This is a genomic window from Streptomyces sp. NPDC001204 (genome assembly GCF_053598035.1).
In genome coordinates this window covers 264,784-277,825 of record NZ_JBSFJL010000004.1, presented here as the reverse complement: position 1 = coordinate 277,825, position 13,042 = coordinate 264,784, and the positions used below count along the sequence as shown (strand labels likewise).

The 13,042-nt window shown below is 72.2% G+C and carries 9 protein-coding genes and 1 pseudogene; 4 read left to right on the top strand and 6 right to left on the bottom strand.

What is annotated here, in order from left to right:
• Positions 1 to 50 precede the first annotated feature (50 nt).
• Positions 51 to 1,490: an aldehyde dehydrogenase gene (locus ACWC91_RS08515; protein WP_450640437.1), complete on the bottom strand. Its 1,440-nt coding sequence runs from the start codon at positions 1,488 to 1,490 to the stop codon at positions 51 to 53.
• A gap of 149 nt (positions 1,491 to 1,639) precedes the next feature.
• Between ACWC91_RS08515 and ACWC91_RS08510 the strand changes: the two genes are divergently transcribed.
• From ACWC91_RS08510 to ACWC91_RS08500, 3 genes are all read left to right on the top strand, one after another.
• Positions 1,640 to 2,326: a TetR family transcriptional regulator gene (locus tag ACWC91_RS08510; RefSeq protein ID WP_450640439.1), complete on the top strand. Its 687-nt coding sequence runs from the start codon at positions 1,640 to 1,642 to the stop codon at positions 2,324 to 2,326.
• A gap of 99 nt (positions 2,327 to 2,425) precedes the next feature.
• Positions 2,426 to 4,765: an ATP-binding cassette domain-containing protein gene (locus ACWC91_RS08505; RefSeq protein WP_450640441.1), complete on the top strand. Its 2,340-nt coding sequence runs from the start codon at positions 2,426 to 2,428 to the stop codon at positions 4,763 to 4,765.
• A gap of 96 nt (positions 4,766 to 4,861) precedes the next feature.
• Complete coding sequence (locus ACWC91_RS08500; protein ID WP_450640443.1) at positions 4,862 to 6,592, top strand: NlpC/P60 family protein; 1,731 nt, start codon at positions 4,862 to 4,864, stop codon at positions 6,590 to 6,592.
• A 503-nt stretch (positions 6,593 to 7,095) separates the two neighbouring features.
• Here the strand turns inward: ACWC91_RS08500 and ACWC91_RS08495 are convergent.
• The 5 genes and pseudogenes from ACWC91_RS08495 to ACWC91_RS08475 all read right to left on the bottom strand — a co-directional run.
• A pseudogene (locus ACWC91_RS08495) lies at positions 7,096 to 7,896 on the bottom strand (lysophospholipid acyltransferase family protein); the annotation flags it as partial.
• Entirely contained in the window at positions 7,896 to 8,669 is a 774-nt protein-coding gene (locus ACWC91_RS08490; RefSeq protein WP_450643792.1) for a GNAT family N-acetyltransferase, read from the bottom strand. The gene ACWC91_RS08490 and the pseudogene ACWC91_RS08495, both read right to left, overlap by 1 nt.
• A gap of 141 nt (positions 8,670 to 8,810) precedes the next feature.
• Positions 8,811 to 9,656 (bottom strand): alpha/beta fold hydrolase, encoded by an 846-nt coding sequence (locus tag ACWC91_RS08485; protein WP_450643791.1) that lies wholly within the window; start codon positions 9,654 to 9,656, stop codon positions 8,811 to 8,813.
• Entirely contained in the window at positions 9,656 to 10,588 is a 933-nt protein-coding gene (locus ACWC91_RS08480) for a VOC family protein (protein WP_450643790.1), read from the bottom strand. The genes ACWC91_RS08485 and ACWC91_RS08480 overlap by 1 nt, the downstream gene beginning before the upstream one ends.
• Before the next feature lie 55 nt (positions 10,589 to 10,643).
• Positions 10,644 to 12,188 (bottom strand): bifunctional 3-(3-hydroxy-phenyl)propionate/3-hydroxycinnamic acid hydroxylase, encoded by a 1,545-nt coding sequence (locus ACWC91_RS08475; RefSeq protein WP_450643789.1) that lies wholly within the window; start codon positions 12,186 to 12,188, stop codon positions 10,644 to 10,646.
• A gap of 190 nt (positions 12,189 to 12,378) precedes the next feature.
• On the opposite strand from ACWC91_RS08475, the gene ACWC91_RS08470 reads away from it, so the two are divergent.
• On the top strand, positions 12,379 to 13,029 hold the full coding sequence (locus tag ACWC91_RS08470) for a TetR/AcrR family transcriptional regulator (protein ID WP_450643788.1): 651 nt from the start codon (positions 12,379 to 12,381) through the stop codon (positions 13,027 to 13,029).
• Positions 13,030 to 13,042: the final 13 nt, after the last annotated feature.

Below are 13,042 nucleotides of genomic sequence, written 5' to 3'. Positions count from 1 at the left end.
CGCGGGGGTGGGTACGTGCTGTTCGGGCGGTGCCGGGCACCTCGCGGTGATCACAGGGCGATGGACTGGTACTCGGTGTAGGCGCTCAGGCCCGCCGGGCCGAACTCGCGGCCGAGGCCACTGGCCTTGAAGCCGCCGAACGGTGCGCGCATGTCGCGGGAGGCGCCGTTGACGCTGAAGGTGCCGGTGCGGATGCGGCGGGCGACTTCGAGGCCGTGCTCCGGGTCGGCGGTCCACACGCCGCCGTCGAGCCCGTAGGCGGAGTCGTTGGCGATGGCGACGGCCTCGTCCTCGGTGTCGTACGGGATGACCGCCAGGACCGGGCCGAAGATCTCCTCCTGGGCGATCGTCATGGTGTTGGCGACGTCGGCGAAGAGGGTCGGGCGCACGTAGAAGCCCTTCTCCAGGCCCGGGGTGTCCGGAGCGCCGGGGCCGCCGAGGACCAGGCGGGCGCCTTCGGCGATGCCCGCCTCGACGCAGGACCGGACGCGCTGCTGCTGGGCCTGCTTGACCATGGGGCCGATCCAGGTGTCCGGGTCCATCGGGTCGCCCACGGTGGCGCCGCGCATCATGGCGGCGATCGCGTCGACGACCTCGTCGTAGCGGCTGCGCGGGGCCAGGATGCGGGTGTGGGCGACACAGGCCTCGCCGTTGTTGCCAAGCGACAGGCCCTTCAGCGCCGCGGCGGCCCGGTCGACGTCCGCGTCCGGCAGGACGATGGAGGCGGACTTGCCGCCGAGTTCCAGGCTGACGCGCTTGAACCGCTCACCGGCGATGGCGGCGATACGGCGCCCGGCCGCGGTCGAGCCGGTGAACGCGATCTTGTCGACGCCGGGATGGGCGACGAGGTACTCGCTGACCTCCCGGTCGGCGGGCAGCACGCTGATCACGCCCTCCGGGAAGCCCGCCTCGGCGAGGAGTTCCGCGAGCCGCAGGCCGTCCACGGCCGTCTCGGGCGACGGCTTGAGGATCACCGTGCACCCCGCGAGCAGCGCGGGGACCAGCTTGACCAGGGCGGACTGGTGCGGCGCGTTCCACGGGATCACCGCCGCGACAACGCCCACGGGGGCCCGGCGCACCACGGTGCGATGGCCGTCCCGGCCGGGCAGTTCGGACTCCCAGTCGAAACCGGCGGCGACGTCGAGGAAGTCGTCGTTGAAGTCCTTCAGGCTGCGCTGAAGCCAGCCGGTGAACCAGATCGGCGAGCCGTTCTCCGAGGTGATGAGCGCGGCCAGTTCGCCGGCGCGCGCCGCGTGCAGCTCGTTGAACCGGGCGACCACCCGTCGCCGTTCCCCGGGCGCCAGCCGTGGCCAGGGGCCGTGGTCGAAGGCCTCGCGGGCCGCTGCCACGGCACGGTCGACGTCGGCGAAGGACGCCTCGGGCACGACGCCCACCAGGGACTGGTCGTGCGGGGAGCGGACCTCCAGGACGCCTGAGGTGGCGGGGGCGGTCCAGGCCCCGCCCACCAGCAGCTTGTCGAACGTGATCACGATGTCCTCCCGGATCCGTCCGGACCGGTCCGGCCAAGTTAGCCGAACGGCATTCTCTTAACTCTTCTCCGACGGTAACAGAATCCAGTTCTCTTAACCAGGAGGGTCGATATCCTGACCGCGGGGACACCGCGAGCGAAGAGAGGGTCATGAGCGAGACGAAGCAGGGGTTCATCCGCGCGCGCAGCCCCGAGAACCGGGAGCTGCGCAGACAGTCGATCCTGGACGCGGCCGAGCACCTGCTGGAGACGTCGCAGGTCGCGGACATCACCCTGCGCGACATCGGCCGGCAGGCGGGGATCGCCACCTCGAACGTGCTGCGGTACTTCGAGAACCGCGAGGCGGTCTTCCTGGAGCTCCTCAACCGGGCCTACGGCGCCTGGCTGGACGCGCTCCCGGCCGAGCTGGCGCCCGCCGACGCGGACGGCACCGGGCCGGCAGCGCGGGTGCGCGGGTTCGCCGCGGCCTACGCCGCCTCACTCGCCGCCCGGCCGGTGATGTGCGAGCTGGCGAGCGTGCTGGCCAGCGTGCTGGAACGCACGGTCCCGGTGGAGACGGTCCGCGCCTACAAGCGCCAGGCGCTGGCCAGCAACGACCGGCTCGCCGGCATCATCCACGCCCGCCTCCCCGAACTGGACCCGACAGCCGCGGGGGAGCTGGCCTCGGCGACCATCGTGCTCATCGCCGGCCTGTGGCCGTTCGCCCACCCCGGACCCACCGTCGTCGCCGCCGTCGAGGACCCCGCGCTCCTCGCCGCGCACGTCGACTTCCCCGCCCGCTACGGCCGCATGATCGAACTGCTCACCACCTCGCTGCGGGGCCCCGCCGCCCCCTGAGCGACGGCCCACCCGCCGGGCCCGCCGGCCGGCAGGACCGCTCGCGTAGAATTTCAGGGTTTGCCTCTTCTCGTCCGCACCCCCGTACGGAGCCCCTCCATGCACAGCCCGCACGACCCGTACGTCCGCGTCCGTGGTGCTCGTGAGCACAACCTCCAAGGGGTGGACGTGGATGTTCCGCGGGACGCGCTGGTGGTGTTCACGGGGGTGTCGGGGTCGGGGAAGTCGTCGCTGGCGTTCGGGACGATCTACGCGGAGGCCCAGCGGCGGTACTTCGAGTCGGTGGCGCCCTACGCGCGGCGGTTGATCCACCAGGTGGGGGCGCCGAAGGTCGGGGAGATCTCCGGGCTGCCGCCGGCCGTGTCGCTGGAGCAGCGGCGGGCGGCGCCGACGTCGCGGTCCTCCGTGGGCACCGTCACCAACCTGTCGAACTCGCTGCGGATGCTGTTCTCCCGTGCCGGGGACTATCCGCCGGGGGCCGAGCGGCTGGACTCGGACGCGTTCTCGCCGAACACGGCGGCCGGGGCCTGCCCCCAGTGCCACGGTCTCGGGCAGGTGCACCGCACGGAGGAGGCGCTGCTGGTCCCCGATCCCTCGCTGTCGATCCGTGAGGGCGCGATCGCCGCCTGGCCGGGTGCCTGGCAGGGCAAGAACCTGCGGGACATCCTCGACGCGCTGGGGTACGACGTGGACCGGCCGTGGCGTGAGCTGCCCGCCGGAGAGCGGGAGTGGATCCTGTTCACGGACGAGCAGCCGGTGGTGACCGTGCACCCGGTGCGGGACGCCGAGCGGATCCAACGGCCCTACCAGGGCACGTACATGAGCGCCCGGCGGTATGTGATGAAGACGTTCGCCGATTCGAAGAGCACTGCCCTGCGGACCAAGGCGGAGCGTTTCCTCACCGCCGCCCCCTGCCCGGCCTGCGGCGGCAGCAGGCTGCGGCCCGAGGCGCTGGCCGTGACCTTCGCGGGGCGCACCATCGCCGAGCTGGCCGCGCTGCCGCTGACCGAACTCGCGGAGCACCTGAGCGGCACCTCCGAGGCCGCGCGGGTGCTCACCGCGGACCTGAAGTCCCGTATCGCGCCGGTCGTCGAACTGGGTCTGGGCTATCTCAGCCTCGACCGGGCGTCGCCCACGCTGTCGGCGGGCGAGTTGCAGCGGCTGCGTCTCGCCACGCAACTGCGGTCGGGGCTGTTCGGGGTGGTGTACGTGCTCGACGAGCCGTCGGCGGGGCTGCACCCGGCGGACACCGAGGCCCTGCTCACGGTTCTGCAACGGCTCAAGGCGGCGGGCAACTCCGTGTTCGTGGTGGAGCACCACCTCGACGTGGTGCGCGGTGCCGACTGGGTCGTCGACGTCGGTCCGCGGGCGGGGGAGCATGGCGGTCGGGTGCTGCACAGCGGACCGGTCGCCGAGCTGGCGGGGGTCGCGGAGTCCGCGACGGGCCGGTTCCTGTTCGACGGCTCCCCCGGGCCGGTGCGCGAAGTGCGGCGTGCGCGTGGGCAGTTGATGGTGGGGCCGGTCACTCGGCACAACCTGCGCGCGGTGACGGCGGAGTTCCCGCTCGGCGCGTTCACCGCGGTCACCGGGGTGTCGGGGTCCGGGAAGTCCACGCTGATCGGTGAGATCACGGAGGGGCAGGCCGGTGTCGGGCGGCTGGTCCGCGTCGACCAGAAGCCGATCGGGCGCACGCCACGCTCCAACCTGGCCACGTACACGGGCCTGTTCGACGTGGTACGGAAGGTGTTCGCGGACACCGACGAGGCGCGGACGCGCGGTTACGGGGTCGGACGGTTCTCCTTCAACGTCGCGGGAGGCCGGTGCGAGACCTGCCAGGGCGAGGGATTCGTCAGCGTGGAGCTGCTGTTCCTGCCGAGCACATACGCTCCGTGCCCGGACTGCGGCGGGGCCCGGTACAACCCCGAGACGCTTCAAGTGACCTACCGCGGGCGGAACATCGGCCAGGTGCTGGACCTCACGGTGGAGAGCGCGGCGGAGTTCTTCGCCGACACCCCGGCCGTGGCGCGCAGTCTCGGCACCCTCCTCGACGTCGGCCTCGGCTATCTGCGACTCGGTCAGCCCGCCACCGAACTGTCCGGCGGTGAGGCCCAGCGCATCAAGCTCGCGAGCGAGCTGCAGCGCGGCCGCCGCGGCCACACCCTCTACCTCCTCGACGAGCCGACGACCGGACTGCACCCGGCCGATGTCGAGGTGCTCATGCGGCAGTTGCACGGCCTGGTCGACGCCGGGCACACCGTGATCGTCGTCGAGCACGACATGTCCGTCGTGGCCGGCGCCGACTGGGTCGTCGATCTCGGCCCGGGCGGCGGCGACGCGGGCGGCCGGATCGTGGCGGCGGGACCGCCGGTCGAGGTCGCGCGGGCGGCGGGGAGCGCCACGGCTCCCTATCTGGCGCGGGCCGTACGGCGGGACGCCTAGAACTCCAACGGTCCCGGCCGCACAACGCCGCCGTATCTGAGGCGAATTGACGCGTCCGGCGGGTCCGGTCGCGGTACGGGGGAGATCATGACTTGCATGATCCACACCTCTCGTCGCGGCCTGCTCGCCGCCTTCGCCGCCTCCGCGGCCTCCGTCCCGCTCACCGGCCTGGCGGCGGCTCCCGCCCGGGCCGACGCCGCCCCCGCGCCCGTCGATCCCCTCCCGGCACCGGCGGGTCCGACCTCGGCCCGTTCCTCGGTGACCCTGCCCGCGCTGGACGCCTCCTACTTCACGCCGGTGACACTGGTGTCGCCGCTCGCCGTCTCCGTGCTGTCCGGGGCCCCGGCCCGCACGGAGGTCCTTTCGAACGGCAGACGGGTCGCACTGCTGACCCACGGCGCCCGGACCGTCGTCCTGCCGGGCCCGCGAAGAACGTTCACCGAGAACAAGCGGTCCTTCGTGGACGACTTCCAGCGCACACTGACGGGCTGGGGCAGCTCGCCGGGCGGCGGCAGCTGGAACACGCTCCCCTCCGGCCCCGACGACCACTCGGTCGTACCGGGCACCGGCCTGATCGCCCTCACCACCACGGGTGTCAGCCGGCACGCCAGTCTGCGGGACGACGAGGTCACCGATCTCGACGTGCGGTCCGTGGCCCGGTTCGACAAGGTGCCCACCGGTCAGGCCTGTTCGTACGGGCTGACCTTCGGCTACCAGAGCACCCACAACAACTACCGGGCCCGGCTGTCCTTCCTGACCACGGGGGCGGTCGAGTTCCGCGTCGAGAAGGAGGTCGACGACGCCGTCACCCAGCTGGCCCCGGCCGTCACGCTGGCGACGGGCAATCCGGCGAACACGGACTGGACGATCCGGGTGCGCCGCGAGGGCTCCCGGATCCGGGCGAAGGCATGGCGTTCCGCCACCGCCGAGCCGTCCACGTGGGCCTTCGACGTCGACGACTCGGCCTTCGGCAAGGGCCGCGTGGGGCTGCGCGCCCTGGCCAACACCGGCTGCACCAACCTGCCGGTCACTCTGAAGGCGAGCCGCTTCGAGGTGAGCGCCGCCAACTGGCACACCCCGCCGAGCGTCACCCACGACGACTGGGTGCGGGTGCTGCCCGAACCCTTCGACGGCACCTGGACGGCCGAGTTGGAGCGGACGATCCGCGGCTGGGCCGGCTCCACCGTGCCGGACGTGCTCTCCTACGCCGCGATGTTCCTTCCGGGCGCCCCCGCGGTCACCGCCGGGGACGGACCGGCGCAGGGCAAGCAGGTCCTGGGCGAGGCCGGTTACGGCTATCTGAACGCGCAGGGGTACCGCATGGTGGGCGCCGACTTCCACGAGTACATGGACGTCGGCTGGACCTTCCCCGACGGCGCCTACACCGGGCCGTCGAGCAAGCAGGCCGGGAATCTCGACTGCTCGGGGTACACCCGCATGGTCTACGGCTACCACATGGGCGTTCCCATGGCCGCGAAGGCGGACACGTCCGGGAACCGGATACCGCGCCAGTCCCGCGACATGGCCGACCACACGCCCGGTGTGCTGATCGACCGGACCGACGGGGTACGCCCGCCGGCCGCGAACCTGCTCCAGCCCGGTGACCTCGTGCTGTTCGACGCCGACTCCGGGGACGACGGGGACCCGCGGACCGCCACGGTCGACCATGTGGGGATCTACCTCGGACGGGACGCGGCCGGCAAGCGGCGCTTCCTGTCCAGCCGCAAGACGGTCAACGGGCCCACCATGGCCGACCTGGCCGGCGCCTCACTGCTCGACGGCACGGGCCTCTACGCCGAGTCCCTGCACACCGTGCGCCGCGTCTGAGCCGGCACGCGGGGCCGGGGCGGCCGGATGGCCGCCCCGGCGGGGGGCGTACCGGCGGAGCCGCGCCCGGCGAAACCGCGTCCCGCGAGGGCGTCCCCGCCGGCGGGGATGTGACCCACGGGAGCACCCCCGGCGGAGACCTGACCCGCCAGAGCATCCCCAGCAGAGGTCCGACCCGCGAGAGTGTCTCCCGCGAGCCCGTGACCCGCGACAGCATCCCCAGCAGAGGCCCGACCCGCGAGAGTGTCTCCCGCGAGCCCGTGACCCGCGACAGCATCGCCAGCAGAGGTCCGACCCGCAGGGGCGTGACCCACAGGGACGTGACCCACAGGGACGTGACCCACAGGGACGTGACCCACAGGGACGTGACCCACAGGGACGTGACCCGCGACAGCATCCCTGCCAGAGACCCGACCCACGAGCGCGTGACCCACGGGGACGTGACCCGCAGCGGTGTGGCCGCAGGTTGCGGTCGAGCGCGGGTCGGTGCCGTGGTCGCGGTCGTCGGGGAGGTCCTGCCTGGCCGCGCGGGCCAGCGCGCGCCGGTCCGGACAGGCACCCGGAGGGAGCACGGGGCGCACATCGACCTCGGCGACCAGGTCGCGTGCGGTCGCCACCCGCCACAGGGACGCGAGCAGGGAGTCGTCGCCGACGAAGGCCGGGGCCGTGCTGGCCGCTCCCCCGGCGTGCCCCAGATAGCGGATGCGGACCGGCTGGACGGGCACCCCGGCGTCGAGGGCGGCCTGGAAGACGGCCCGGTGGAAGGCGCCCTGGGCACGGCCGCACCAGGTGCTGCCCTCGGGGAAGGCGGCGACCGCGGCGCCGGCGCGCAGCTCCCCGGCGATGTGCGCCACCGTCTCGGGCAGGGCGCGCAGCCGGTCCCGTTCGATGAACAGGGCGCCGCCGCGCGCGGCGAGCGCGCCGGCCACCGGCCAGCGGCGGATCTCCGTCTTGGCGAGCATCCGGGCCGGGCGGACGGCGGCCAGCAGCGGGATGTCCAGCCAGGAGATGTGGTTGGCGACCAGCAGGAGGCCGCCGGTGGGCGGGGCGGTGCCGGTGATGCGGACCCGGACCCCCGAGGCCCTGACGACCGCCCGGCACCAGCGCCTGACCCAGTCGGCGGGGATCCTCCCCCGGCCGAGCGGCGACAGTACGACCCCGGCGAGTACGAGGATCGCGACCAGTGTCAGCCGCAGCACGGCGCGCGGTACGGCCGCAACCGTGGACCCCGTGGACCCCGTGGACCCCGTCGTCTCCACGCACGCCCCCGGAGTGCAGGGGGCGCTGGGCAGCCAGAGGCTCATCAGGCCGGTACGAGGGAGAGGAAGTGCCGCAGATAGCGCGGGCTGACCCGGCGCATCGACAGCAGGACGTAGAGGTCGGCGACCCCGAAGTCCGGGTCGTGCGCGGGTGCTCCGCAGACCTGGGCACCGAGCCGGAGGTAGCCACGCAGGAGGGCGGGCAGTTCGGTGCGGGGCGCGGCCGGGAGGTCGGCCCGCGGGATCCACGGCAGCAGGGGGCGCACCCGGTGCTCCTGCGGTGCCAGGTTCTTCTCGCGCACCCGCTCCCAGGTGGCGGAGGCGAGGGCGCCGCCGTCGGCCAGCGGTATCGAACAGCAGCCCGCCAGCCACTCGTGGCCGCGGTCCACCATGTAGCGGGCCAGCCCGGCCCAGATCAGCCCGATCACCGCGCCGTCGCGGTGGTCGGGGTGCACGCAGGAGCGGCCCACCTCGACCAGTCCGGGACGGATCGGGGCCAGCGCGGTGATGTCGAACTCGCCCTCCGCGTACAGCCGTCCGGCGATCGCGGCCCGCTCGGGCGGCAGCAGCCGGTAGGTGCCGACGACCTGTCCGGTCGTCGTGTCGCGCACGAGCAGGTGGTCGCAGTAGGCGTCGAAGGGGTCGAGGTCGTACCCCGGTTGCGGGGTGGACAGCAGGGCGCCCATCTCCCCGGCGAAGACGTCGTACCGCAACCGCTGTGCGGCCCGCACGTCCGCCTCGTCACGGGCGAGGGCGACGGTGTAGCGGGTGGGCGGCGCGGGCTGCGGGGGGCTTTCGAGCGTGGAGACGCCGGTCATGGTTCTCTCCTGGTCACGGGCCGGTGCGGCGACGTCGGGGACATCCCCAGTTCTTCCGACGCCTGTTGGCGGGCACGTGACCTGTGCCAGGAGAGCGGATGTGCGGTTGTTGAACGGGTGGGGCGGCGGGGATGCGCCGGATCAGTTGTTCGTGACGAAGTCTACGACCAGCCGGTTGAACTCGTCCGCGTGCTCGATCATCGCCCAGTGGCCGCAGTGGTTGAGCACCACCAGCCGGCTGTTCGGAATGTTCGCCAGCAGGTACAGCGAGGTCTCGTAGGAGACGACACGGTCGTCACGGCCGTGGATGAGCAGGGTCGGTACCTGGATCCCGGGCAGCAGCTCGGGCTCGACCCACTTCGGCAGCGGCGCGCCCTTCGGCAGGCCGTCGACGTAGTTGCGCAGGTGGTCGGGTCGGGCGAGTGCCGCGTCCGACCGTGCCCGGCACAGTTCGGGGGTGGCGAACCGGGCCTTGTCGTAGACCATGATCTCGACGAGTCGGCGCATGTTCTCGGGGCTCGCGTCGTGGTAGGCCTCGATCAGCACCTTGAGGCCCTCGGAGGGGCCGCCGCCGGGGCCGAAGAGGGTGGGCGTGCGGCCGACCGGCGGGCCCATGGTGACCAGGTGCGAGATCCGGTCGGGGTGTTCCGTGGCCAGGCGCAGCGAGGTCTGGCCACCCATCGAGTTGCCGACGAAGGCGGCCTTCTCGATGCCCAGGGCGTCCAGGAACTGGATCGCCGCCGTCACGTGGTCGAGCTGTTCGACGGTCGCCGCGGACGAGTCGCCCCAGCCGGGCATGTCGACGGCGTACACGTGGAAGTGCTCGGCGAGTGCCTCGATGTTGCCGGCGAAGTTGCTCCAGCCGGTCGCGCCGGGTCCGCTGCCGTGCAGCAGGACGACCGGGTGGCCGGAGCCCGCCTCGTAGTAGCGGAGCTTCCAGTCGGCGGTCTGGACGGTGCGCGCGATGGCGTCGGGGTCGAGGGTCATCAGTGGGCCTCTCCGTGCGGCGTGGGTGCGGCGGCGAGCAGGTCGGCGACGACGCCCGGGGGACGGTGGCCCCAGCTGTGCAGCTTGTCGAGCGTCTTCACCTCCCAGGTCTCGTCGTCGATGATCAGCCCGCCCCAGCCGTACTCGATGCTGAAGCCCGAGGGCGTGAGGACGTAGAAGCTGAACATCTGGTCGTTGGGGTGCATGCCGAGCGTCATCTCGAACGGCTGCTTGGCGTCCATGCAGCGGTCGTAGGCGAGGCCGACGTCGCGTATGTCGGTGACCTCGACCATGAAGTGGTGGGTCCGCTTGGGCGAGGGCAGGTCGCCGAAGGCGACGGTGTGGTGGCGGCCGTTGCAGTGCAGAAAGATCAGGTCGGCGACGACGCCCGGGGCCAGTTCCTCGACGATGATGTCGCTGACCTTGAAGCCGAGCAGGTCGATGTAGAAGCCGAGGTAGGTCTCGCGCGGCACACCGTGCGCCAGGAGAACCTGGTGGCCCGCGCCGCCGGCGCCGGTCACGAAACCGCCGAGCAGTTTCGCGGATTCGAACGGCGTGGGGGCGTCGGCGAGGCCGGTGACCAGCTCGACGCGGTTGCCCATGGGGTCGGTGGTGACGAAGATCCGTTCCACCTTGCGGGCGGCGGCGAGGGCAGCGTCGCCCTCGGTCGTCTCGATCCCGGCCGCGCGCAGCTTCGCGACGAGCGCGTCGAGCGCGGCCGCGTCCGAGACCTCGTAGCCCGTGGCGACCAGGTCGTCGGCGGGGCCCTCGGTGACGACCCAGCGGTGGGCCTTCTCGTCGGTGCGCAGGGTGAAGCCGTCGTCCGTCCTCTCGCCGTACTGCATGCCCAGCAGTCCGACGCCGAAGTGCTCCCAGTCGGCGAGGCTGCCGACCTCGTAGACGACGTATCCGAGTTCCTTGACTCCGGACATGTCCGCTCTCCTTGTTCTCAGGGTGCTCAGGTCGGTGGTTCCGGTGCGGCCGGTCTCAGGCGGGGACGGCGAGGCCGCCGGTGTCGGCCGCGGCCACGAATTTGTCGGGACGCAGGGCCACGACGCGGGCGCCGTAGCGGCGCAGCCACGGCAGCAGGACCTCGTCGAGGTCGACCAGTTCGTCCGGACCGCGCGTGTACGACGCCTTCGGCCGTACGGCGAGGCAGCGGGCGCCGAGCGCGTCCCAGGCCGCCCTCTCCTCGGGCGTCAGCAGGGTCGCGGGGTCGACGTCGTCACCGAGCAGGACGAAACCGTGGCCGAGGAGGTCGTCCAGCCGAGCCATCCGGCCGGCGGTGTCGCCTACGGTGGGCTGCGGCACCATCCGGCCGACGATGCTGGCGTCGCCCAGTGGACCCCTCAGCCATCCGCCCTCCAGCACCGGCGGGGCGATCAGCGGCGGCTCGTACGGGGTCACCGTGTTCTCGGGCACCGCGTTCATGGCGGCCTGCTCCTCCTCGGTGGCCTCCCGCTTGATGACCCGTCCGAGGCCGACCGCGAGGCCGGTGTAGAACTCGGCGTTGGGGCGCCGCTCCGCCTCGTAGGTGTCCAGCCAGCTCTCGGGCAGCTCGCCCTTGATGACTCCGGCGAGCTTCCAGCCCAGGTTGTGGGCGTCGCGCATTCCGGTCTGCATCCCGGCGCCCGCCCACGGCGGCATCAGGTGGGCCGCGTCGCCGGCCAGGAAGATCCGGCCCCGGCGCCAGGTGTCGGCCATCCGCACGTGGTGCCGGTAGAAGGCGTGCTGGTGGATCTCGACGTCGTCCTCGGTCACTCCGAGCGCCGTGAGCAGCGGCCACACCTCGGTGCTGGTCGGGTAGTCCTCCGGGGACTCGTCGGGTTTGAGCGGGATCTCCCAGCGGTGGTTGCCCGCGGACAGGGCGATGTCGACGACCGGGCGCTCCTTGTCGGACCAGAAGGTCAGGAAGTCGCGGTCGGGCCACCAGCGCTTGACGCGGCAGTCGATGACCACCCAGGTGACGTGGTTGGTGTCGCCGAGCAACTGGCAGCCCGCCCGGCCCCGGGTCGCGCTGCTGCCGCCGTCGGCGCCGATCGCGTAGCGGGCTCGGACGGTGCGGGTCGCGCCGGTCGCGGTGTCCGTCGCGGTGAGGGTGACGCCGTGGTCGTCCTGGTCGATCCCGGTGACCTCGGCACCGTAGTGGACGGTGACGCGGTCGCCGTACTCCTGTGCGGCGGCGCGCAGTTCGGCCTCCATCGTGGGCTGGTAGATGTTGTAGAAGCGCGGTGTGCGGCCCAGTGTCGACGGCGGGTGCTCGATCCGCATGATCTCCGTGCCGTCGTAGGTCATCCAGCGCAGGGCCCGCTGCGGGTCGATCGTCTTCTCGACGCGCTCGTCGATGCCGAGGTCCTGGAAGATCCGCATCGTCCAGTCGTTGACGGTCACGGCACGCGCCCGGGGGTAGAGGTCCTCGTCCCGCTCGAGGGCGACGGCACGGACGCCGTACCGGGCGAGGGTGAGTGCAGCGATCACGCCGGTCGGGCCGTATCCGACGATCGCGACATCCGCGTCGTAGCTGTGGGTCATGCGCAGACTCCGTTGTCCCATCCGCAGTCTCGTGCGGAAGTTTTGGACCGATCGGTCGGTCCATTGCCGGGGAGGTTAACAACCGCTGTCGGTCGTATGTCAAGACTTGTTGTAAGATCACGTGATAAGGCATCAACGCCCGGACCCGTGGTGGATCATCACGCCCCGGCACCCGCCTAGACTGCGGCGGGTGGACACGCCCGCACCGAAAGCGCACACCAGCAACCGCCGAGGCCGCAGATCACGGCAGGAGATCCTCGACGCGGCCGCCCGCGTGATGTCCGTGCGCGGCTACGCCGGCACCTCGATGTCGACGCTCGTCAAGGAGACGGGCCTGCCCAAGAGCGCCTTCTACCACCACTTCGAGTCCAAGGCCGGACTCCTCTCGGCGGTCATGGTGCAGGGCGCGCAGGGCTTCTTCGCCGCGATGCGCGACGCCCACCGCGACCCGCCGCAGGGCGGTACGCCGGGCGAGCGCATGCGGTGGTACCTGCACAGGACCGGCGAAGTCATCGAGAACCGCGAGGAGTTCCTCCGTCTGCTCCTGGTGCTGGTGATGAGCCACGAGGCGGCCGAGGCTCCGGAGGCACTGCGCACCGTGCAGGCCGTCCGTGACGAAGGCCGCGCCTACATGCGGCACATGATCCGCTCCGCGTTCGCCGGCGAGGGCGACGCCGCCGCCGACACGGTCGCCGACGCCCTCGCCCACTTCTGCATGGCCGGGTTCGACGGTGCGTTCGTCTCCTTCCAGTCGGCCGACGGCAAGCCGGTGTCGCAGTTCATGGAGGAACTCGCGGACGCCACGGTGGCGCTCGGCGAGGCGCTCCTCGCTCCTCGCTGAGGCGGCCGGACGG

Bases quoted from the DNA above. Each gene is read 5' to 3' on its own strand.
- ACWC91_RS08485 (WP_450643791.1), bottom strand. From the start codon at position 9,656: ATGACCCTCGACCCCGACGCCATCGCGCGCACCGTCCAGACCGCCGAC.
- ACWC91_RS08480 (WP_450643790.1), bottom strand. From the start codon at position 10,588: ATGTCCGGAGTCAAGGAACTCGGATACGTCGTCTACGAGGTCGGCAGC.
- ACWC91_RS08490 (WP_450643792.1), bottom strand. From the start codon at position 8,669: ATGACCGGCGTCTCCACGCTCGAAAGCCCCCCGCAGCCCGCGCCGCCC.
- ACWC91_RS08505 (WP_450640441.1), top strand. From the start codon at position 2,426: ATGCACAGCCCGCACGACCCGTACGTCCGCGTCCGTGGTGCTCGTGAG.
- ACWC91_RS08510 (WP_450640439.1), top strand. From the start codon at position 1,640: ATGAGCGAGACGAAGCAGGGGTTCATCCGCGCGCGCAGCCCCGAGAAC.
- ACWC91_RS08500 (WP_450640443.1), top strand. From the start codon at position 4,862: ATGATCCACACCTCTCGTCGCGGCCTGCTCGCCGCCTTCGCCGCCTCC.
- ACWC91_RS08475 (WP_450643789.1), bottom strand. From the start codon at position 12,188: ATGACCCACAGCTACGACGCGGATGTCGCGATCGTCGGATACGGCCCG.